This window comes from Bacillus sp. CFBP9009, from assembly GCF_036541465.1.
Lineage (GTDB): Bacteria > Bacillota > Bacilli > Bacillales > DSM-1321 > Peribacillus.
The window spans coordinates 200,208-221,530 of record NZ_JAZHFU010000004.1; the positions used below are offsets into that span (position 1 = coordinate 200,208).

The 21,323-nt window shown below is 40.9% G+C and carries 23 protein-coding genes; 3 read left to right on the forward strand and 20 right to left on the reverse strand.

The annotated features are described in order from the left end of the window. Positions 1-132: 132 nt before the first annotated feature. From ccsB to V3595_RS14120, 14 genes are all read right to left on the reverse strand, one after another. A complete protein-coding gene (gene ccsB, locus V3595_RS14055; RefSeq protein ID WP_485907824.1) occupies positions 133-1,311 on the reverse strand; it encodes a c-type cytochrome biogenesis protein CcsB in 1,179 nt (392 codons plus the stop codon). Continuing rightward, positions 1,304-2,953, reverse strand: a complete 1,650-nt coding sequence (gene resB / locus V3595_RS14060) for a cytochrome c biogenesis protein ResB (protein ID WP_485907826.1) — start codon at positions 2,951-2,953, stop codon at positions 1,304-1,306. Before resB ends, ccsB begins: the two co-directional genes overlap by 8 nt. Before the next feature lie 18 nt (positions 2,954-2,971). Next, positions 2,972-3,502 carry a thiol-disulfide oxidoreductase ResA gene (gene resA / locus V3595_RS14065; protein WP_485907828.1) on the reverse strand — a complete coding sequence of 177 codons (531 nt, stop codon included), beginning with the start codon at positions 3,500-3,502 and terminating at the stop codon, positions 2,972-2,974. A 208-nt stretch (positions 3,503-3,710) separates the two neighbouring features. Further along, positions 3,711-4,451, reverse strand: a complete 741-nt coding sequence (gene rluB, locus V3595_RS14070) for a 23S rRNA pseudouridine(2605) synthase RluB (RefSeq protein WP_034308106.1) — start codon at positions 4,449-4,451, stop codon at positions 3,711-3,713. 302 nt (positions 4,452-4,753) lie between these two features. Next, complete coding sequence (locus V3595_RS14075; protein ID WP_137023788.1) at positions 4,754-5,293, reverse strand: spore maturation protein; 540 nt, start codon at positions 5,291-5,293, stop codon at positions 4,754-4,756. 1 nt (position 5,294) lies between these two features. Further along, entirely contained in the window at positions 5,295-5,888 is a 594-nt protein-coding gene (locus V3595_RS14080) for a nucleoside recognition domain-containing protein (protein WP_101222457.1), read from the reverse strand. Beyond that, entirely contained in the window at positions 5,881-7,041 is a 1,161-nt protein-coding gene (locus V3595_RS14085) for a D-alanyl-D-alanine carboxypeptidase family protein (protein WP_485907830.1), read from the reverse strand. Before V3595_RS14085 ends, V3595_RS14080 begins: the two co-directional genes overlap by 8 nt. A 156-nt stretch (positions 7,042-7,197) precedes the next feature. After that, a complete protein-coding gene (locus tag V3595_RS14090) occupies positions 7,198-8,844 on the reverse strand; it encodes an FAD-dependent oxidoreductase (RefSeq protein ID WP_485907832.1) in 1,647 nt (548 codons plus the stop codon). Between the two features lie 177 nt (positions 8,845-9,021). After that, positions 9,022-9,585: an alkyl hydroperoxide reductase subunit C gene (gene ahpC, locus V3595_RS14095; protein WP_034308115.1), complete on the reverse strand. Its 564-nt coding sequence runs from the start codon at positions 9,583-9,585 to the stop codon at positions 9,022-9,024. Positions 9,586-10,369: 784 nt separating this feature from the next. After that, positions 10,370-11,245 carry a superoxide dismutase gene (locus V3595_RS14100; RefSeq protein WP_485907834.1) on the reverse strand — a complete coding sequence of 292 codons (876 nt, stop codon included), beginning with the start codon at positions 11,243-11,245 and terminating at the stop codon, positions 10,370-10,372. A gap of 121 nt (positions 11,246-11,366) precedes the next feature. Next, entirely contained in the window at positions 11,367-11,855 is a 489-nt protein-coding gene (locus V3595_RS14105; protein ID WP_137016092.1) for a YpuI family protein, read from the reverse strand. Between the two features lie 22 nt (positions 11,856-11,877). Then, entirely contained in the window at positions 11,878-12,294 is a 417-nt protein-coding gene (locus V3595_RS14110) for a hypothetical protein (RefSeq protein WP_485907836.1), read from the reverse strand. A gap of 55 nt (positions 12,295-12,349) precedes the next feature. Then, entirely contained in the window at positions 12,350-12,931 is a 582-nt protein-coding gene (gene scpB, locus V3595_RS14115) for an SMC-Scp complex subunit ScpB (RefSeq protein ID WP_076365560.1), read from the reverse strand. Then, the gene (locus V3595_RS14120) at positions 12,918-13,685 is read right to left on the reverse strand and encodes a segregation/condensation protein A (RefSeq protein WP_101222464.1); all 768 of its coding nucleotides are present in this window, start codon (positions 13,683-13,685) and stop codon (positions 12,918-12,920) included. The genes scpB and V3595_RS14120 overlap by 14 nt, the downstream gene beginning before the upstream one ends. 215 nt (positions 13,686-13,900) lie before the next feature. Here V3595_RS14120 and V3595_RS14125 point away from each other — a divergent pair, with 215 nt between their 5' ends. Both V3595_RS14125 and V3595_RS14130 read left to right on the forward strand, forming a co-directional pair. Further along, positions 13,901-13,993 carry a YjcZ family sporulation protein gene (locus V3595_RS14125; protein ID WP_081108854.1) on the forward strand — a complete coding sequence of 31 codons (93 nt, stop codon included), beginning with the start codon at positions 13,901-13,903 and terminating at the stop codon, positions 13,991-13,993. Between the two features lie 165 nt (positions 13,994-14,158). Further along, on the forward strand, positions 14,159-14,695 hold the full coding sequence (locus V3595_RS14130) for a DUF309 domain-containing protein (protein ID WP_485907839.1): 537 nt from the start codon (positions 14,159-14,161) through the stop codon (positions 14,693-14,695). Between the two features lie 28 nt (positions 14,696-14,723). On the opposite strand, the gene V3595_RS14135 is transcribed toward V3595_RS14130, so the two are convergent. Further along, on the reverse strand, positions 14,724-15,068 hold the full coding sequence (locus V3595_RS14135) for a GNAT family N-acetyltransferase (protein WP_101222466.1): 345 nt from the start codon (positions 15,066-15,068) through the stop codon (positions 14,724-14,726). Between the two features lie 581 nt (positions 15,069-15,649). Between V3595_RS14135 and V3595_RS14140 the strand changes: the two genes are divergently transcribed. Further along, positions 15,650-16,519: a DUF1002 domain-containing protein gene (locus V3595_RS14140; protein WP_230176973.1), complete on the forward strand. Its 870-nt coding sequence runs from the start codon at positions 15,650-15,652 to the stop codon at positions 16,517-16,519. A 39-nt stretch (positions 16,520-16,558) separates the two neighbouring features. On the opposite strand, the gene lysA is transcribed toward V3595_RS14140, so the two are convergent. From lysA to V3595_RS14165, 5 genes are all read right to left on the reverse strand, one after another. Then, positions 16,559-17,887: a diaminopimelate decarboxylase gene (lysA, locus tag V3595_RS14145; RefSeq protein ID WP_485907840.1), complete on the reverse strand. Its 1,329-nt coding sequence runs from the start codon at positions 17,885-17,887 to the stop codon at positions 16,559-16,561. Positions 17,888-18,162: 275 nt separating this feature from the next. After that, positions 18,163-19,629 carry a spore germination protein gene (locus tag V3595_RS14150; protein ID WP_485907968.1) on the reverse strand — a complete coding sequence of 489 codons (1,467 nt, stop codon included), beginning with the start codon at positions 19,627-19,629 and terminating at the stop codon, positions 18,163-18,165. Next, entirely contained in the window at positions 19,610-20,215 is a 606-nt protein-coding gene (spoVAEA, locus tag V3595_RS14155) for a stage V sporulation protein SpoVABEA (RefSeq protein ID WP_402897494.1), read from the reverse strand. The genes V3595_RS14150 and spoVAEA overlap by 20 nt, the downstream gene beginning before the upstream one ends. A 43-nt stretch (positions 20,216-20,258) precedes the next feature. Further along, the gene (locus V3595_RS14160) at positions 20,259-20,681 is read right to left on the reverse strand and encodes a stage V sporulation protein AB (RefSeq protein WP_034308131.1); all 423 of its coding nucleotides are present in this window, start codon (positions 20,679-20,681) and stop codon (positions 20,259-20,261) included. Continuing rightward, positions 20,671-21,294: a stage V sporulation protein AA gene (locus tag V3595_RS14165; protein ID WP_485907842.1), complete on the reverse strand. Its 624-nt coding sequence runs from the start codon at positions 21,292-21,294 to the stop codon at positions 20,671-20,673. Before V3595_RS14165 ends, V3595_RS14160 begins: the two co-directional genes overlap by 11 nt. Positions 21,295-21,323: the final 29 nt, after the last annotated feature.

A 21,323-nucleotide genomic window follows, 5' to 3' on the forward strand; every position in this document is an offset into this window, starting at 1 on the left:
TGCTATTTCAACGAAATATTGTTTTATTAAAGGGAGTGACGGAAAAAGGGATCATTTTCCAGAAAAATCGATAAGCCTACTCCTCGACGTTTCTATCAAAAGACCCCTTCATCTAAATATTACAATACAGAATCAAGCATATGAATGCAAACCAGCAATAACAAGATTTACGAATATCAAGTTAAACATTATGATGGCAAAACCGATTACGGCAAGCCAAGCTGATTTTTCCCCTTGCCACCCCTTTGACATGCGCAGATGCAAGAAAGCCGCATAAAACAACCAAGTAACCAGTGCCCAGACCTCTTTCGGATCCCAGCCCCAGAATCTTGTCCAGGCCACTTGAGCCCAGATCATTGCAAAAATGAGGGCACCGAGTGTAAAGATCGGAAAACCGATAAGGACCGAACGATAACTAATCTCGTCCAATAAATTCAGATTCACATTTTTAACGATTGGTTTAATCAATGCCGCCACTCTTTTGCGAGCAATCAACCTTATTAAACCATACAGGACGAGTCCCACACCGATTGACCAAATTACAGTATTCAGTTTCTTGGCATTGATCAGTGCAGGCATGTCCACCAGTGGTTCAAACCGATCCGTCTCGATAAGTTTCCCTTCATTGGGACCTACCAATGCCGGCAGGTTGAATTCCTGTTTGACCTCGGCACCATGTTTATCGACCCAATCAAAATTTGCCTTATAATCCATGGCAGCAAAAGAAGAAGTGATGATGACGAAACCGAGGGTGCAGACTAATGTAAACATGATGGCTTCAAGCCAGAACGTTCTTTTGCTTGATTGTGTCTGATCGACGAATTTGATTAAATAAATGATGGCAGTAACGAAACTTATGGCAAGGATTGACTGTCCTGCCGCTGCAGTCGTTACATGAATATGAAGCCAATCGCTCTGCAGAGCAGGGATAAGTGGCGAAATCTCTGTAGGGAACATACTTGCATATGCGATTATCAATAACGCAATCGGCAAAGCGAATAGCCCAAGGGCAGGTGTTTTATAAAGAAAATAAATTAATATAAAAGCACCGACCAGCATCATTCCGAAAAAGGTCGTAAATTCAAACAGGTTACTTACCGGGGCATGGCCGGCAGCAATCCATCTTGTGATGAAATACCCAATTTGGGCTGCAAATCCGATAATGGTAATGAAAATGCCCAGCTTAGCCCATTTGTTTTGTTTCTTTTCCTCCGCTCCGCGTTTATCCTTGATCGATCCCCCAAATAAAAAGGTAGCGATCAGATATAAAATGAAAGCTGCATATAAAAGGTTACTGCTTAGTTCAGCCATTTAAAACTTCCCCCTTACTAGAAGAATTCTCCTCTTCAAGTTGATCCATTGGTTCGGAAAGTGATGTTGATTCTATCGCTTGTTTTATATCTCTTTTAATGCCGTGCCAGTTTTTGTTTGTATGGCCGGCCAAAAGTATCTCATCATCTTTCCTCTTAATCCATATACGCCGGTGATTCCAATAAGACCCTTGGATAACGCCGATCATGAAAATGATTCCACCCGTGAATAGGATCCAAAGCGTTAAATCCTTCCTGACGGTCAATGCCGTGACATCTTGGGTTTCCACACCATTAAAAGCCATTTTATAAGTGTTTTCCCCTAAAGGCTCCACAGTCTCCTTTATCGCCACGAAACTGACTTCACCCTCTGGCTTATCCGGAGTATGCATTTCAAAGATAAATGCTGGATTATTCGGAATCTTCGATATCGTTCTAGGTTCGCCTTTTTCATCGAACTCGAAATCGGGGAAGTAACTGATCAAGTCAACGGAATATCCTTCTTTCAACTCGTATTTCTTTTGAGGATTATTCAAATCAACCTTTAAGCTGCCATATTTCTCTTCGGTTTTTTTATTTATCAAATTAAAAGCCATCGTACTGAGTTCATCCAGTTTATAGTCTACTTGGTAGAGAGCATAATGATCATGTTTCAGAGGTTCATTGACTTTGATTTTATAATCTTTAAGCTTATCAAGGTCCACTTTTTCCCCTGGTAAGGTTTCTCCCTTGCGCTCATAGAGCGTAACATCGGATTGATAGGTTTTTGCGATCGTACCGGTTTTATCAATTGCAGCACTGTACTGCTCATCTTCTTCATTCTCTTTGTCATACACCTCTAAGGTAAATTCATTATTCTGGAGGTAGTATTCACCATTTGTACCCGGGATTTCTTTTCTTTCGCCTTCACGCAGCCAAAGTACTTTGTCGATATACATCCCAGGGACGGAACGCAATAATGCTCCAATTAAGAAAATGATAAGTCCAATATGATTTACATAGGGTCCCCAACGTGAAAAACGACCCTTTTCGGCAAGTATATGACCGTTTTCCTCTCGTATATGATAACGCTGCCTTTTTAGTCTATCCTTTACTTCTTCAAGGTTTATATCTTGGTCTTCAAGCTTTGTCACCCCATAAATCCGCTGACGTTTCATGAACCCGTCATGACGTGTGACCCCTTGTTTTTTTAACGATCGATATAACGGAAAGAACCGGTCGATACTGGCAATCAATAGTGATATGCCCAGCATGCCTATGATAATCAAATACCACCATGAACTATACAAGTTATGAAACCCGAGTTCATAATACACCATTCCGAACCAGCCGTATTCCAGTTCATAATGCTCTGCAGGCGTAGCTGTTGAAGGGATGTACATTTCCTGGGGTAGAATCGTCCCGATAGCTGAAGCGATCAAGGCAATGACAATGAGCGTCACCCCGACCTTAACGGAAGAAAAGAAGTTCCATATTTTATCGATGATCGTTTTTTTATATGTTTGTGAACGCCTGGCACTTCCTTCATATCTCATATCAATAAGTTTGTTCTCTTTTTCGTTATCAAGCACCATACCGCATTTCCCACAAATGTTTGTGCCAAACGGATTTACATGACCACAATCGCATTTTACTTCTTTCATGTCAAAAACTCCCCAATATTATGGTTTAATTCTCTCCATATGCTTTTGGATGCTCTCTTCTGTCAAAGCTCCGGTGATGATATCTATCACTTTCCCCTCTTTATCAACCAAAAAGGAGACAGGCAATATATCCACGCGATAAGCATTTTCCACTTCCCTACCTTTATCGATCATGACAGGAAAGGTAAGATCATGCTTTGTAATGAAATTATTGACAGCATAGTCAGATTCCCCGACATTAACCGCCAATATCTCAACGCCCTGGTCTTTAAAGTTTTTATATTGATTTTCCATATAAGGCATTTCATATTCACACGGCTTGCAATATGTACCCCAAAAGTTCAGGAAGACGCCTTTTCCCTTGTAATCGGAAAGTTTATGCTCTTTGCCTTCCATATCAGTCAAGACGAAATTGGGTGCATCGGATCCTTTGCTCAGACTCTCATTCTTATCTTTAGTGAAGTTCGTATAAAGGGCAAACACTAAAGCTGCACCTAAAAGCAGGAGAATGATGGTTCTGCTAATTAGGCGTCGCTTCTTTTTATCCATAGAGATCCTCCTAAGGCCACACTAAATTTAACCATACCATTATACCATTTAACGCCATGTCCTTTTTATTTACATTTCTGAAGGTTTTGTGACATTCTTTCCCGATTCATGAAGGAAAAGGTATTTACAGGTTGTTTTCCACCACCCATTCTTCCAGGAGGAGAATGGGGTAGTGGTTTCAACCTATTAATACAGGAAAAATTCTTATCTACATTCTCCGCTGTTTAGGCTCGGTCGTTGCTAATGTCCGCATTAATTTAACTTCATGTGGAGTCAGCTCCCGGGAATCTCCTGCTGTTAAACCGTCCAAGGTCAAGAAACCATATTGTTCCCTCTTCAATTTTATGACGGGATGGCCAATTGCTTCGAACATCCGGCGGACTTGCCTGTTCCTGCCTTCATGTATTGTGATTTCAACGATGGCCGTTTCCTTTTTCTTGTCGGTAGACAATACCCTTGTCTTGGCTGGAGCAGTCTTGCCATCCTCCAACTTGATACCTTTATCCAGCTTTTTCAAGCTTTCACGCAAAGGCATTCCTTTCACTTTTGCCACATACACTTTATCCACTTCATGCTTCGGATGCATTAACGTGTTTGCAAATTCTCCGTCATTCGTTAAAATCAATAAGCCCGAAGTATCGTAATCCAAGCGGCCAACTGGATAAATCCGTTCATTGATGTAAGGGAAAAAGTCCGTTACGACTTTTCTGTTCTTATCATCAGAAACTGCCGAAATGACGCCGCGCGGTTTATAGAATAGGAAATAAACCGGGGCTTCTTTTTCAAGCGGGACTTCATTAACCTCAACCTTATCATTAGGCCCTACCTTCACACCTAATTCCTTCACTACTTTGCCGTTCACTTTTACCTTACCTTCTAAAATCAACTCTTCTGCTTTACGGCGGGAAGCCAGTCCAGCATGTGCTATCACCTTTTGTAATCGTTCCATCTATCTTCACCCCATAGTATAATCATTCGTTTGTTATTGTCTATACATACACAATCATACAATTATTACATATTGAGAGGCAAAAACAAAAGGTTTTTCGCGATTAAGAGCTTTTCTTTTATTATTACACCAATAATGGGACGGTTAAATGGGTTGGTTTCCATAATGAGTGTAACATAGCTTATTTTTCCATACAAAAAAATGTTTCTTTTGATGAAAGTTTGAATGCACCTTATTAATGGAGGGCTAATTTTAAGAAAAAAGACAAAAAAAAAGAAATGGAATCGCCCATTTCCCTACCTTTAATTCATACCGAAAACCAGTGTGACGACAATAACGGCAGCTATGATTCCGATCAAGTCTGCCAAAAGGCCGACCTTAAGGGCATCACCCATTTTTTTGATTCCGACGGCTCCAAAATAAACGGTCAATACATAGAAGGTCGTATCTGTACTTCCCTGAATCGTGGCAGCCAAGCGCCCAACAAAGGAATCCGGTCCATAAACCGATATTAGGTCGCTGGTGATTCCTAAAGCGGCTGTTCCGGATATTGGTCTAATAATCGCAAGGGGTAAAACCTCAGACGGAAAATGAAGAAATGAAAGCAATGGGTGCAGTGATTGTACAATGAAATCCAAGGCCCCTGATGCTCTAAATACTGAAATCGCCACAAGCATCCCTACCAGGAAAGGGATGAGGGAAAAGGACATGCTGATTCCTTCTTTCCCCCCCTCAACGAAGGTCTCATAGGTGGGAACTCTTTTCAATGTGCCGTAGAGTAATATACAGAGAATCAAAATCGGTATCATCCAAATTGAAATGGTGGTCATCCAGTGCAACATCCTATTCCCTCCCGTTCCTCTTTCTCCTGTAATAAAAATATCGATCTATCGCGATTCCTCCAACGGCAGAAATGGCCGTTGCTATTATGGTCGGAAAAACGATGTCCGTCGGGGAGTGGGCATCGTAATTCATGCGGATCGCAATGACAGTAGTTGGAATCAACGTTACGCTTGAGGTATTGATTGCTAAAAAAGTGACCATCGAGCGGCTGACCGTTGCTTTTCCTCCATTTAGTTTCTTTAGCTGTTCCATGGCTTTTATACCAAGAGGCGTAGCTGCATTCCCCAATCCGAATGTGTTTGCCATCATATTGGAAAGTATATACCCCATAGCGGGATGATTAGGAGGAACTTCTGGGAACAGCCATCTCATGAATGGCTTGAACAAGTTGGATAGTTTATCTAACAGCCCCGACTCCTCCGCTATTTTCATCAGACCCAGCCAAAAAACAAGTATGCTCATCAATCCCAGACAAAGGGTGACCGCTTCCTTTGCGCTGACAAAAAGAGCTTCATTCACCTGTTCCATCGTCCCATTAACCATGCCAAAGACAATACCGATCACAAACATCCCGAACCAAATGTAATTAACCATTTCGTCCGATTCCCAATACCGCTTCAAATACCTCAGCCCAAGAAGATTGGAATGATTGTTGCTTGAAGCTTTCTTTTGCTTCCCCATAAAAAATCGAACGAGTGCCTATTTTCTTTCCATCGAGATAGATGGATGCTCTACCGACCACTTCCGGGATTTCCCTTTTATCTTTCCAAGCCTTCTGGGGCTTCAGCAATTTCATTTTCACATTGACCAATTCTCTCTCTTCTTTTGTCAGTGGGTACGAAAAATCATTTTTAATGTAGACATGCCCTTTATATATTTTATTTTCCATATTTTTCACTATGCCTTCGGGTAAAATTTCTGTCGGCATATAATCCTTAAAGGCGGATTCGTACATTTGAATATGATCATTCCAATCATCAGGACCATTCAATGTCACAGCAATCAGGTCATGCTCGTTTTTTGTTGCCGTCGTGACCAAAGTACGTTTTGCTAGTTTGGTATACCCTGTTTTCCCTCCTGTGCAATACTCATATAGTTGTGTAAGTAAACGGTTTTTGTTCTTCCATACATAATCCCATTGTTCTGTGGAATTATGTGCCCTGTGTTCCTTTGTGCCGGCAATCTTTGCATACGTTTTATTTTGCATGGCATAACGAGTGAGTATGGCCATATCATATGCGGTTGAATAATGGTTCTTCGTATTATCCAAACCATGTGGATTTGAAAAATGGGTATTTTCCATTCCGATTTCTTCAGCTTTTTGATTCATCATCCAGACGAAACCATCCAGGCTTCCGCCAACCTTTTCGCTGATTGCGACTGCGGCATCATTACCTGAACGAAGCATCAAGCCATAAACCAAATCTTCGAGCTTAATTTTTTCTCCTTCTTTTAAATAAAGTGAAGAGCCCTCCGTCCCGAAGGCATTGCTGCTTACCTTCACTGTTTCATCCATTTGTCCCGATTCAATAGCCAAGATAGCCGTCATTATTTTCGTAATGCTTGCAATACGGTTCTTTTCATGGGCATTCACTTCATAAATGACCCTTCCGCTATCCTCATCCATTAAAATCGCACTATGGGCACTTACGGATACATTTGCTTTGGCGCTTTGTACAGGAGCCATAAAAGACAACAGGAGAATGACGATACACAAACTTGATAACCCTTTATATGGAAAACGCATGAGTGCCCCCTCGTCTCTTTACTTGTTTTTGTACAAGTTTATGCAAAGGGACAAGGGTTATGAATAAAAGAATGTAAACCTTCATGTTATCTACTGATTTTCTCGTGATTTCCCATAAAAAAAATCGATAGGGGCCCCTATCGATTTAGTGTTCTATTATACTAATAATGCAGCGATTTCATCAATTTTCTTAGCTCCGAATACCACTTCTTCATCATTGATGATCATGGCCGGCACGCTCATGACTTTATATTTCTTCTTGATTTCCTGGAAATTGCTTATATCGACCATTTCAGCTTCAACATTAGGGTTTTCAATCGCTATGCGCTGAGCGCCCACTACAACGTCAGGACAGTAGTGACATGCCAATGAAACCATAACCTTAATGTTCGCTTTTTTACTGATACCCTTGATTGAATTCAATACGGCTGAATCCAATGCTTGACCAGGTCCGGCCAGGTTATAGATAGCCAAAATGAAGGAATTCAACTCATGGCCGCCAGGTACACCGTGGTATTTGACGCCACTGTATTCACCATTCGAATTTAAGAGGGAAACGACAGGGAACTTATCTGCATTGATTTTTTCTTCAATTTCCGTATTTTCCCCTTTGTTGTATAACTCAAGATGAAGCTTATCTCCTAATTCCGCAACATCCAACAAGAAGTCTCGCAATTCGACTGATTTTGGCAAACTTTCATCGACGATGGACACTAATGTAACGTCGCTCTCCATCTTGCCGAAGATTCCCTTTAATTGGCCACGTAACGCATCACTCAATAAAGCGCTCTTGCCTGCTGGGACCGCGGCCTGTTCTTTTTTCGCCGGTTTCTCAACTTCAGGTTCATCTTTGATTCCCAGGCGATCTTTTTCTTCTGCAATATATTTACCGGCATCCGTTGCTGCAATCGCTCCATCGGATACAGCTGTGATAATCTGGCGCAAGGATTTTGGCCTTAGGTCGCCCGCGGCATAAACACCCTTCACATTAGTCTTCATATCATCATCGGTTAAAATGTAACCAGCATCATCCATTTCGATATGGCCATTGAAAATCTCTGTTTTCGGCTCGTAACCTATGAAAACGAATACGCCAAACGTACTGTCATCTTCCTTCGCCTTATATTCAAATTCTTCTTTATTCGCATTATTGATGAAACGGGCACTTTGAATCATCCCGTCTCCATATACCCCAAGGATTTCCGTATTGAATTTCACTTCAATCTTATCATTTGCCATTACTTTATCAACAATGGACGGGGCACACGAGAAGCTTGATTCCCGGGCGATGATTGTAACTTTTGTTGCAAAGCGTGTCAGGAAAATAGCTTCTTCAGCAGCTGCATATCCTGCCCCGATAACGAAAACTTCCAACCCTTCAAAGAATTCACCATCACATGTTGAACAATAAGCTACACCGCGGCCGGTAAATTCCTCTTCACCTGGAAATCCTAGTGTTCTTGGAGAAGCACCCGTTGCAATGATGACGGCGCGTGCATGGTAGTCCCCGCCAAGGGTTTTAACGACTTTCACCTCACCGGAGAAATCCACGCCCGTTACATCGGCTTTGGCGAACTCAACGCCAAAATCTTCGTTTTGAAGCTTCATTTCTTCAACTAACCTAGGGCCCGATATATGACGGATACCAGGATAATTGGCTATTTCCGACGTAGTTGCAGCTTGTCCGCCGCCAGTTCCTTTTTCTAGGATTATTGTTTTTAACTTAGCTCTTCCTGCATAAACACCGGCTGAGAGGCCTGCAGGACCGCCACCAATAATTAATAAATCATATATTTTTTTCATCTTTTGTGCTCCTTGCTGAATGATTATAACGTGCTAAACTGATTATTTTGAAAAACAAAAGGCACTTATTTTAGGTAAGTGCCTTTTGTCATTAGTCATGTCGGACGATTTGTCCAGTAATCGTAATCAATGCTGGGTATGTCCATTACCTGTAGAAATGGACCCTCCCATTAAAAATTAAAGTTTACCTACAAGGTCTAGGCTTGGTTCAAGAGTATCTTCACCTGGAGTCCATTTTGCAGGGCAAACTTTATCTCCATGTTCCGCTACGAATTGTGCAGCTTGAACTTTTCTTACAAGTTCTTCTGCATTACGGCCAATTCCTAAATCATTGACTTCGTATGCTTTAATTTGTCCTTCTGGATTTACGATGAAAGTTCCACGTAGAGCCAAACCATCTTCTTCAATCAATACACCGAATTGACGGGATAAAACGTTTGCTGGGTCAGCTAGCATTGGATATTGGATTTTACCGATTGTATCAGTAGCATCAGCCCATCCTTTGTGGCTGAAATGAGTATCTGTTGAAACTGAGTAAACTTCACAACCGATTTCCTTGAATGTTTCATAGTTATCTTGAAGATCAGCTAATTCAGTTGGACATACGAAAGAGAAGTCAGCTGGGTAGAAAAAGAATACTGCCCATTTTCCTTTAACATCTTCAAGTGTAACTTCTTTGAACTCTCCTGCATGGTAAGCTTGTACTTTAAAATCTTCAACTTGTTTATTGATCAATGACATAATAAATTCCTCCAATAGCTAATTTTTTTATCTGCTCCTATTTATAATAATTATTAAATAGAAACTAGTCAATAAATATACCTTAATAATTTTTAAGTTCACAAATTGGTCACAGTTTTTATATTGATATAAATTAATTATTTTTAAAAACCCATAGTACTTCGAATTAGCATTATTAACACATTTCCAATGTTATTTCAAGGATTTGAATAAGACATATGCTCATTATTTCGTGAGATGATATCATCTCCCTTTCAATCTAATTATAATATCCAAATGAGAATCATAAGTCGCTTTAAAATTAAATTAGCAGGTTCTCCTTCATATCCTTGCCATAATTTCCCTAAAAAATTCTTGATACAAAATTTCAGGCAAAAAAAAAAACGAACCTTTACGGCTCGTGTCAGTTTGGTGGCAAAATGTTGTTCGGATTCCGAATCGTAAGTGAAGGTCGATAAACTGCGTTAACGTCCCAAGTCAGTGCTGCGGGTCGAATAAAGCGCTCCGGTCTTTATGGTTTTTTACTGTAATCTTCATTGAATTGAGAAATTTGCGACACTACTGCCGAAAAACTGGCTAGCCGAGACACCAAAGGCGCTTGCTTTGATTTGGCTTGGCAGACAGTCGGCGGAAAGGGAGCGAATTTCTCAAATCAACTGAACTTTTCAAATAAAAAACTGCAGGCAAACTGAGTTTTCATCGAGTTTGTCTACAGTCTGGAACGAATCTTTACGGCTCGTGTATTTGTATTTGGTTCTCCAAAAACTTTACTATATTTTATCTGTTATTGCTTTTTCCAAATAAGCTTTTTCGCTTCGGTGAACCTTACGGCTGTTTTCGGCCAGTTTACAACGTCCCACCATTTGTCCACATAGGCTGCCCGATTATTTTTATATTGCAGGTAATAAGCATGTTCCCATACATCAAGAACAAGGATTGGGATTGTATCCCACTGGGTCAAAACCATATGCAATTCCGATTGAAGTATTTCTAGCCGCCGCGCACGCGGAACCCAGACTAAAATCGCCCAGCCAACACCTTCTACTTGTTTGGCTGCTTCACTAAAATGACTTTTAAAAGCGGCAAAGCTTCCAAAATCCTTCTCAACCTGGTTAAGTAAATCCCCCCTTGGCTGTCCGCCCCCTCCCGGAATCATCTCTTCCCAGAACAGCGTATGGAGATAATGGCCTGATCCATGAAAGGCTGCTTCCTTTTCCCAATGTTTCAACAAGGAAAAATCTTTCGTTTCCCTCGCTTTTTTCATCATCAATTCCGCTTTATTCAGACCATCGACATATGCTTGATGATGCTTATCATGGTGCAGATACATGATTTCCCTCGAAATCGTCGGCTCCAACGCATCATAGGCATAAGGTAACGGCGGTAGCGTATGCTTCCCAATCGGCACCGATTGCCTTTCCTGTATATTGAATTCCCTAGCGAGCTCTTCAATTTCCTCGTAAACCCGAGCCATCTCTTCTTCAATCAGGACCATATCCTCATAATCCATTTCTTCCTCATCCATATCTTTTGTCATCTCGGAAAGCCGTTCAATATTTGACAGCAATGGCGAATCGGTGATATCGATCTTCTCAAGATATTCCATCACTCCATCAACCCAATCACTTACCTCTTTAGCATAATCTCTTACATCAGACATCTTGCAACCTCCTCTTAGCCTTTATGCACATAAATCATCAAAGTATTTTATGTTTCGAATAAGCGGAGATTCCATTTATAGATAAAAAAAACAGCAAGGCCTATTAAGCCTAGCTGTTTCATTATCTTGACTGTAACATTTTCGTCCGGTAATCCGTTTCATAAAACTCCAATTCTTCACGCATGGTCTGGAATCCACTTTCCACGGCCTTCAGAATGGATATTATGCTGTCAGGTACACTTTGGTGAAATTTAATCGAGTTTTTCCCTGTATAGGCAGATCTGCTGTCCTCAAACCACCGATCTGATTTTGGGGAAAAGTATTCTTCGATACATTGATGATAAATTCTATAAAGCGTCTTTTCAGCTGCAGCTTTATTGAAAACATCATTTTTCAGAACGATTTGGCAAGCCTCCAAGCCCTCTTCACAACTTACAAGCATTCTTCTTAAACTAGAAAGGATCCCTTTATAATAGGTTTCATCCCCGCTTTTCTCTTCTTGCAGCTTAGAATAGGTCGTCTCATTTATAAATTCCTCTAGCTGAGCCACTGTCGTTTCTAAAAAGCCCTTTACATCCTCAAGCTGAGATTTTACCAATGTATTCCCCAACCGTGAACCCTCCTCAAAATGATTAAGATTGAATATAATAGTCAACATGTGATTCTATATCATATGGTTTAGCTTGGTCAATAGATATAAACACTTTCTCCAATTTTTCAAAATCCATATTTTCGAAATAACCAGCCAGCTCTTTTTCTGCATTTATATATATACGTTTTCGGTTATCCAGGCTCGGGTCCTTGAGTAGACAGACCATGGCAATGATATCAGCCATATAAATATCCCTGTTAGGGCTTTTGAATATGGGATTGGCGGGATATGGGGTCCAACGAGTGACCATCTCATCAAAATAGCGAAGATACAGTACATTCAGCGTCTTTTCTTCTCCATCCTTTATGTATTGTATAACGGATCGATTAAAGAAGTCCTCAGGTGAATTTGACTTTGACTTTTCAAGCCCAAATCCATTGCATGCTACAATTTGCACCCGCAATCCCCCCGCATTCATTTTTTTCTATATTATCACAATTCAAAGAAAAATGTTATTCGATTGTTTGCTGAAATTTTTCAAAAAACAGATCGGCTTCACCATTTTCAAAGCTATCATCCGAATTATCGGCGAGAGGCGGTAATTCATCTATGGAATTCAGGCCGAAGTAATCCAAAAACTCTTTTGTTGTCCCATATAAATAAGCCCGGCCGGAGCCTTCAGCACGTCCGACCTCTTTTATTAAAACTTTAGTGACAAGTGTATGAATGGGGCGTTCCGTTTTCACTCCGCGAATTTCATCAATTTCCGCTCTGGTAATCGGCTGCTTATAGGCAATGATTGCGAGTGTTTCCAAGGCCGCCTGTGACAAGCCTTGAGTGCTTGATGTTTCCACTAGCCTTTTCAAGTAATCCGAGTGCTCTTTCTTTGTCGTCATTTGATAAACACCCGCTATTTCGATCACCTGAATCCCGCGTACATCAGATATATATTCTTCCTTCAAACTTTCAACGATGTCCGTTGCTTGATATTCCGTAATTTCCAGGACAGAGGCAATTTGTTTGACGGAGAGCCCTTCATCTCCGGCAGCAAACAATAATGCCTCAAGAATCCCTTTCCAATTAATAACTTCCAACTGGTTCTACACCTTCCTTAGCAGCAATCATGATTTCCGAAAAATTATCTTCCTGTTCAACGATGATTTCATTTAGTTTCATCAGTTCCAGCACCGCCATGAAAGTGATGACGATATGCTCCTTTACCGGGAGCGAAAACAGTTCAAAAAAACTTTTCTTCCCTTTTATTGATTGTAACTCAATCATGATTTCATCCATTCGTTTCTCTATCGATATCTCTTGTTTCGTTACTTTCGTGTATAGCGGCTTTTGAATTTTTTGCCTTCGCAGCAGTTTTTGCAGAGCACCCAACATATCATATAGACTTATATTCAACTCTTGTTTATCACTTTCCGCTTCTTTAACATAAACAGATAAATCACTTGGGGGTTTAGTGAACAGCAAGCTGCGTTCTTCTTCCATCCCTTTAAATTCTTCGGCTGCATATTTATACTTTTTATATTCTAATAGTTTTTCCACAAGCTCGTCCCGTGGATCTTCCTCAAATATTTCCCCATCTTCATCAATCAATTGTTCATCTTCATGCTTTGGAAGCAACATTTTACTCTTGATGGCAAGCAGTGTTGCAGCCATCACCAGATATTCGCTGGCCACATCCAATTCCAGATGCTGCATTGTATGGATGTACCCTAGGTATTGATCTGTAATATCAGCCATCGGAATATCGTAGATGTCTATTTCCAGGCGATTAATCAAATGCAGGAGTAAATCCATCGGACCTTCGAAAGCGTCAATTTTTATATTATAACCCATTAAATTACCTCATTTAAATCTAATTGGCCGGAAAAGGCCTATTTCTTTTACTAATCAAGTATAGTGGATTGCCGCCCTTTATCCAAATAATAATTTACTGTCCCTAGAAAAGTTTTTATTAGGGATTTCCGACAAATGGGTCGTTGCCCAATCACATTACGAAATCCAACATAACCTAGAAATGTAAGAATAGCAGAACAAAGGAGGTACTCATTATGGGTGCAGGTGGTTTTGGACACGGCGGCGGATTCGCGTTTATTGTAGTATTGTTCATTTTATTAGTTATCGTCGGTGCTTCTTGGTGTTAATTGAAGACTGACGAATCAAGCTGATTGCCTTGCAATCGGCTTTCTTTATTTTCCAAGAAAAAATTCTATGCTAAACTTGGTGAGTATACATAGCGGGTGTTAGGCTATAAGAAAATGTTTTTGCCTTACCTTAGATAATTCCATCAAACAAAAGGGGTGCTCCTATTGAATTACGCGGAAGACTACCTTTCTTTCCTTGTCCATTTCCATGGGACTAGGGATTACTTCGAATGTCATGAAATTCTTGAAGAATATTGGAAAGAAACCGCACCAAAAGAGCGTGACTCTCATTGGGTCGGGCTCATTCAAATTGCGGTTGCCCTGTATCATGATCGCAGGGGAAACAAAAAAGGGGCTGCAAGGACCCTGTCTAAAGCCCTGTCAAACCTCCACCATAAAAAGGCCGAGCTCCTGGAGTTGGGACTCGACCCAGAACGACTGTCCAAATTGCTCGAGGACACCCATGAGCGAATGTTATCTCAAAAGCCATATGAAAGCATTAATCTGCCGATTGCGGATCAAGGCTTGAACGAAATATGCCAGACCATGTGTTTGCAAGAAGGGTACATATGGGGTGCAGACAGCGACATGGCTAATTCATCCATAGTCGATAAGCATCTAATGCGTGACCGTTCGGATGTCATTTCTGAAAGGGCTCGGCAGCTATCCCTTCGAAAAACAAGAAAGGAGGACCGCCCTTAAAGGTGGTCCTCCTTTCCAGCTTTCATATTCAGAATTCTTCACATCTGTCAAGAAAGCTTTCGGTAAACTCATTTGCTTTTAATTCTTTGTCAGGATATTGCTCCTTGATGGCCCTGACCATCGTTTTACCGATACCTTGCTTCCGGAAGGATGGATTTACAGATATATGTTGTATCTCAATGTGGTTTGGAGAGACTTCTATCCCGATCAAGCCCGTAATCTCTTCATCTTTCCATAAGAACAGCTGTAGATTTTCATCCGTTTCATAATTCTTCATCGTATTCCGAAGCGTTTTTATCTCTTTTTCATTTGGCATGAAAGATAATAATCCCATGGCAAACTTCTCATAACTTTTCTTATACTTAATCAACATAATATCCCTCGTTACTAAATAACGTTTTTATTATCTTCCTGTTTACAATTAATTTGCTTTGAATAATAATCCTCACATATAACATTTACATCATACATAAAAACCTCGTTCGTTTCAACATCACTTTCTGCACTTGATTTATCGAAGTGCTATGTGCTAAGCGATAAACAGCCAGTATACGACTCCCCACATCAAAGCGATAATAAGCATCATAAGTAAAAGAGTCTTATTACTTTTCCTCATCCCATACTCCCTTTATGAATGGTCCAAATATTTAAATAACGAATTCATTCTACTATAACTTAACACAATCTGACAAATATCCTTGCAATCTTGCTTCGATTTTACTACATTGGTAAAGTGATCTAGGTTCATAGAATGCCCTCTTAGGTATAAAAGACAAAGATACACCAAACTTTTTCGTTAAAAAAACGTAGCTATCTTGGGCTATATAAATTTTTTTCAGGAAAATATGTATCTTTTTTATCCTTTGTTTCGTCAAATACTATGAATCTGATTTAAAGTGCCGCCCTTTTATTGAAAGATTCCCAATTCAGCAGGAAAAGTTAAGGAGGATTATCATGAAAAAAATGAATAAATGGGTCATTGTAACCATTTTATTATGCCTATTATTGCCATATAAGGCTTTTGCAGATGCAGCTGTTGGTGAAATGATCGTCACACTTGGTGAGAATTTGACGAATGAACAAAAAAATATGATTTTATCAGAAATGAAAGCACCTAATGATGTTGAGGTCCTTACGGTTACAAATGCGGAGGAACATGAATACTTAGGTGACTATATTGCTAGCCGTCTGATCGGTACAAAAGCGATTTCATCTTCTGCGATTACTTTGGAGGAAAAAGGGACCGGACTTAAATTGGAGTCGAAAAACATTAACTGGGTTTCCGATGAAATGTATATCAATGCACTGGCAACTGCTGGAGTAAAGGATGCTACCGTTTATGTCACCGCTCCAATACCCGTCTCTGGTACAGCGGCTTTGACAGGAGTCATTAAAGCCTATGAAATCTCTGCCGATAAGAAGATTCCTGAAGATGTGAAACAGGCAGCGAATGAAGAAATGGTGAAAACAGCAAAATTGGGTGACGAAATCGGTACAGAAGAAGCCTCTGCACTTGTTACGAAAATCAAAGAGGAAATGGCTGCAAATCCACCAGCCAATACTGAGGAGGTCCGCGAGGTGGTCGAGTCTTCAGCAAAAGACCTTGGAATCACCTTAAATGATGCTCAAGTCCAAAGTTTAATTGATTTATTCAATAAGCTAAAAGAATTGGATATTGATTGGAACGCTGTCGGTGATCAGCTTACTGCAGCTAAAGATAAGCTTTCCAATTTTCTTGAATCGGAAGAGGGTCAATCATTTCTGGATAAATTGAAAGAAGTCTTCAGTAGTTTAATAGACGCGATCAAATCACTTTTCAGCTGATTCAAATAAAAAAAGGATGGCCAATGCCATCCTTTTTTTCTATTCTTTATTGACGACTGCCGCTTCATGAAGGGCCAAATCCAAATGGATAAGATCTTCGTACGTCTCGCGTTTGATGACCAACCGGGCTTCTCCATTTTCGGCAAAGACGACAGCCGGTCTCGGAATCCGATTGTAATTATTCGACATGGAATATCCATATGCCCCTGTACAAAATACGGCCAAGACATCACCGCGGCCGGCTTTTGGCAATGGTAAATCCCAAATCAACATATCTCCGCTTTCACAGCATTTGCCGGCAATGGACACTGTCTCTTCTACAGGGTCAAGCGGCCGGTTTGCAAGAATGGCATCATATTTCGCTTCGTAAAGAGCGGGACGTATATTATCACTCATTCCCCCATCTACGGCAATATATTTACGGACATTAGGGACTTCCTTTTCAGAACCGACCTTGTACAGTGTCACACCGGCGTCTCCGACTAAAGAACGGCCAGGTTCGATCCAGATTTCAGGCATCACTAAATCAGAATCAGCAATCAGGTTCTGCACTTCACTAACGATCTCCTCAACATATTGAGACGCCGGTAGCGGGTCGTCCTCTTGTGTATACCGAATCCCGAATCCCCCTCCGAGATTCAATACCTTTGGTTGAAACCCTACCGAACCGTGCCAATCACTCAGCTTGCCGATAATTTTTTGGGCTGCCAGAAGGAAACCGGTCGTTTGAAAGATCTGGGAACCTATATGGCAGTGAAGCCCCAGAACTTCCAGGAATTCACTTTTCAGCGCTTGCCTAAGGGCTGCTTCGGCTTGGCCGTTAATAAGATCAAAACCAAATTTCGAATCTTCTTGCCCTGTCAAAATATAATCATGCGTATGGGCTTCGATACCTGGTGTTACACGAAGAAGGATTTTCACCTTTTGTTCACGGTTTGTACAAATTTCTTCCAACAGTGTCAACTCTGAAAAATTATCGACTACTATACAGCCAATGTCATAATCCAAAGCCATATGTAGCTCTTCTTCACTTTTGTTATTTCCATGAAAGTGAATCCGTTCTGTTGGGAAATTTGCCTTAATTGCCGTATACAATTCCCCTGCTGAGACAACATCGAGAGAAAGTCCTTCTTGTTCAGCCAACTGGATCATGGCAATCGAAGAAAACGCCTTACTTGCGTAAGCAACTTGAGCTGAAATCCCCAATTCCTCAAAAGTTCTCTTAAACCCTCTTGCCCGTTCGCGAATTAGCTCTACATCATAAACATATAATGGTGTGCCAAATTGTTCGATCAATTCGATCGTGTCTACTCCGCCAATTTCCAGATGTCCACGTTCATTGACACAACCGGTTCCGTACAAATGCATGATAGCCTCACCTTCCTGACTTAAAACTAAAGATTAATAAGAAATGAGGCAGCCTCAAATAAAGAAACCTTGCTGTAAAAGGTTCTCTATATGAACAAGCCTCATCCGAATCGATTATCCCATGTAAATATTGTTCTCTATGACTGCTTAGTAGTTCGAACGGAAAGACAGATTGGTTTAAACTCCAAAGAGTCATAGTAACTTTATCTCTTTGTGAAGCCTAACTTTACCGCTTTATCCGAATAAAATTAAATTACCACAACTTTTCGACAACATCAACCTTTAGATTTTCTCGGCTGCCTATATAAATCCTGGGGATGTACAATACTCGGACGTTCTATAGAACCTGGATAAGGTCTTCTAAATATTATATGTGACAAGGCTTTCGGCTGAAACGGTAGAAGCGGCCATAAATAAGGTGTATTTAACGTTTTTATGCTAGTAAGCATGATAATGTAGAACGTGATGCCTATGACTAGGCCAGGCACTTTAAATAAAGCGACCAAAACTAGCAGGACCAAACGGGAAATTTTATTTGCAACCCCTAGTTCTAAACTTGGAGTGACAAATGTACCGATTGTCGCCACTGAAGCGTAGAGAACCACTTCAGGAACAAATAGGCCAACATCTATCGCTATTTGTCCTATCAAAACCGCCGCAACCAAGCCCATTGCCGTGGAAAGCGGGGTCGGGGTATGAACGGCTGCCATCCTTAAAAATTCTATCCCTATATCGGAAATGAAGATTTGGACCACAATGGGTATATGCGTTTTTTCATTCGGCCCGATATACTCGAACCTATCCGGCAGGAGGGAAGGCTCTAAACAAAACAATAACCAAATCGGCAGCAAGAATAACGAAACGAAAATCCCGAGAAACCGGACCCAGCGCACCAAGGTTCCAACGGCAGGTGCCTGCCGATACTCTTCAGCGTGTTGCATGTGATGGAAAAGAGTGGACGGGGTAATGATGACACTCGGTGAAGTATCCACATAAATAAGGACATGCCCCTCAAGCAAATGCGTTGCCGCCACATCAGCCCGTTCCGTGTATCTGACAAGCGGGTATGGGTTATATCTTTGATTGACGATGAACTCTTCGATCGTTTTATCAGACATCGTTATGCCATCAACCTCAATACTATTCAATTCCTTACGAACGATTTCTATTAAATCGGGATCGGCAATATCTTTAATGTAGCCGATGGATATATCCGTTTTCGATCGTTCCCCTACATGTAACATTTCGAAACGTAATCTTTCATCCCGGATTCTTCGTCTGGTTATCGCTGTGTTAATGATGATATTCTCGACAAAACCATCCCTTGATCCACGGACGACTTTTTCCGTATCGGGTTCTACTGGCTGTCTCCCGGGATAACTCCTGACATCCACAACCAACCCTATTGGTTTTCCATCAACAACAACGACTATTAAACCGGATAATACCTGATCAACAAGCTCATCCATCGTCTTTATTTCCTGAACGGATTGGTGTACGAGCAAGTTTTTGACTACATCAAAAACTTTAGTAGACACGATTTCGGCATTTTTGTTATGAATAAGAGAATCGAGGATATCAATGATGTACTCTGTATCCGTCAGCCCGTTTATATAGTAAATATGCACATCTTTTCTTAAGACCTTTATCTTTCTTACTCCTAAGTCGAAGCTGACGCCTAGACCTACTTTCTCTTCCATGTACGCGTCAACATCCGCTACCCTACTCGGAATCGGCATCATGTTTTGAGGTTTTTCTGAAGTCATTATGACCACTCCTTTCCAATATGATTTCCACCGCTAGCTTGGTTATCGGTGCTCCTCTTTTAAAATCGTCCTGATGGGACATTTTCCCTATATCTCCTATCCCCACTACGATGGGAACATGTAATTGATCAATGCAATACACCGTATCTCCTGTTATCTTGCCCAGTTCAAATTCCTCGGCGCCGTATTTATCAACCCCGTTCGGTGTCAAATTACCATCACGGTCAATACAGATATCCACCTTGGTCCATTCTTCCCTTCTAGTCTTTGAAGCGACCGCTATTACGCCAAGGACATTAATATCAGGGTGCCCGGCAACTACCTTCATTGCCTGTTCGCCTGATCCTTCTCCTATAAAACCGCTATCATCAAACATGACCAATACAGGATCATACTTCGCCTTTTTTATTAATTCAACTAACTCCAAGCCCGTATATCGTGATGGATTACCTTGGGACATGGAGATACATCTTCCCCCAATTTCCTTGGCTACATGCTCGACAGCCCGTTTCGCATACTCATCTCCATCCGTAATCAATATCACTTTTCGTTTGGTCACCATCTTGGGCCTACCTTTCATCATCAGGAATAGTTACCTCATAATCTTATAAATCGACAAAATAAATCCATTGGAATAATGATCCGGCTATTTTTCCCAATACGAGTGCCATCAACAGATAAATGATCTTCTCTTGAATTCCGATTCGTTTTGAAAGAACCGGAAATACATTCAGGACTTCAGTTAAGGCAGCAGCGAGCATCCCATTAAATATCCCGTCAGCCAAACCGATCGGAATTAATAAAAAATGCGGGAGGGAAAGTTCCGTTTCCTGTAATCCTAACCATGTTCCTGCGACAACTCCGGCTATGATGGCTCCTTCGTAGTAATGTATCATTTTCATTGTTTTTGTCAGCTGAGTCAGCCTCGGAATCACCCCAAGTACAGTTAAAAACGCTACAAAACCGGCACCTGTCGCAAAACCCCCGGCTAAACCGACAAAGATTCCGAAGATGATTTTACCGGTCATCAAGGTGGCGCACGTTCTCCTTATTTTCATTCATGATTACATAACGGTCCAAATCCTGCTGATAGTTGAACATTTCAACCTCGAGCGGACTAGGTTCCTCATTGAAGCGTTTTTTAAAGAAGTGATTAAAAAATAGAATCATACCCATACCAAGGCCGAAGCTATATGGGATTTGGATCAATAACGGCTTATCTTCCACTTTTCCCGTTATTATAGTAAATATTTTTTGATGCACTTCCCCCATGCTGACATCCACATGAAAATTCATGATCGTCATCCCGCCGCCGACAAATAACAAAAACCAAACTAAGGCGAATGTCAGGTATGACATTTTCTTTTTCGAGAGGATGATTTCGATGATCGTTTGGGACGGCCCGAATGTCTCCACTTCAATAGTCGGATCCACCTTACGGATGGCCATGATAACTTGAGCCAAATCAATGACAATAATATTCTTATCTTCCTTCTTGACCGTTAATAATATGATTTCTTCAATTTTGGTAATCACTTCTTCAGGTCCGATTATCCTTGCAATATCTTTTATCTTCACCGTTTGATTTCCCTTTACTTGTACACGGTTCCTCATCCTGATATATACAACTGCCACTATCATCACATCCCGACCTTTTATTTCCTTATGCT

Bases quoted from the DNA above. Each gene is read 5' to 3' on its own strand.
- ccsB (WP_485907824.1), bottom strand. From the start codon at position 1,311: ATGGCTGAACTAAGCAGTAACCTTTTATATGCAGCTTTCATTTTATAT.
- resB (WP_485907826.1), bottom strand. From the start codon at position 2,953: ATGAAAGAAGTAAAATGCGATTGTGGTCATGTAAATCCGTTTGGCACA.
- resA (WP_485907828.1), bottom strand. From the start codon at position 3,502: ATGGATAAAAAGAAGCGACGCCTAATTAGCAGAACCATCATTCTCCTG.
- rluB (WP_034308106.1), bottom strand. From the start codon at position 4,451: ATGGAACGATTACAAAAGGTGATAGCACATGCTGGACTGGCTTCCCGC.
- V3595_RS14075 (WP_137023788.1), bottom strand. From the start codon at position 5,293: ATGTTGCACTGGATGACCACCATTTCAATTTGGATGATACCGATTTTG.
- V3595_RS14080 (WP_101222457.1), bottom strand. From the start codon at position 5,888: ATGGTTAATTACATTTGGTTCGGGATGTTTGTGATCGGTATTGTCTTT.
- V3595_RS14085 (WP_485907830.1), bottom strand. From the start codon at position 7,041: ATGCGTTTTCCATATAAAGGGTTATCAAGTTTGTGTATCGTCATTCTC.
- V3595_RS14090 (WP_485907832.1), bottom strand. From the start codon at position 8,844: ATGAAAAAAATATATGATTTATTAATTATTGGTGGCGGTCCTGCAGGC.
- ahpC (WP_034308115.1), bottom strand. From the start codon at position 9,585: ATGTCATTGATCAATAAACAAGTTGAAGATTTTAAAGTACAAGCTTAC.
- V3595_RS14100 (WP_485907834.1), bottom strand. From the start codon at position 11,245: ATGTCTGATGTAAGAGATTATGCTAAAGAGGTAAGTGATTGGGTTGAT.
- V3595_RS14120 (WP_101222464.1), bottom strand. From the start codon at position 13,685: ATGGGTTATAATATAAAAATTGACGCTTTCGAAGGTCCGATGGATTTA.
- V3595_RS14125 (WP_081108854.1), top strand. From the start codon at position 13,901: ATGGGTGCAGGTGGTTTTGGACACGGCGGCGGATTCGCGTTTATTGTA.
- V3595_RS14135 (WP_101222466.1), bottom strand. From the start codon at position 15,068: ATGTTGATTAAGTATAAGAAAAGTTATGAGAAGTTTGCCATGGGATTA.
- V3595_RS14140 (WP_230176973.1), top strand. From the start codon at position 15,650: ATGAAAAAAATGAATAAATGGGTCATTGTAACCATTTTATTATGCCTA.
- lysA (WP_485907840.1), bottom strand. From the start codon at position 17,887: ATGCATTTGTACGGAACCGGTTGTGTCAATGAACGTGGACATCTGGAA.
- V3595_RS14150 (WP_485907968.1), bottom strand. From the start codon at position 19,629: ATGATGCCGATTCCGAGTAGGGTAGCGGATGTTGACGCGTACATGGAA.
- spoVAEA (WP_402897494.1), bottom strand. From the start codon at position 20,215: ATGGTGACCAAACGAAAAGTGATATTGATTACGGATGGAGATGAGTAT.
- V3595_RS14160 (WP_034308131.1), bottom strand. From the start codon at position 20,681: ATGACCGGTAAAATCATCTTCGGAATCTTTGTCGGTTTAGCCGGGGGT.
- V3595_RS14165 (WP_485907842.1), bottom strand. From the start codon at position 21,294: ATGATAGTGGCAGTTGTATATATCAGGATGAGGAACCGTGTACAAGTA.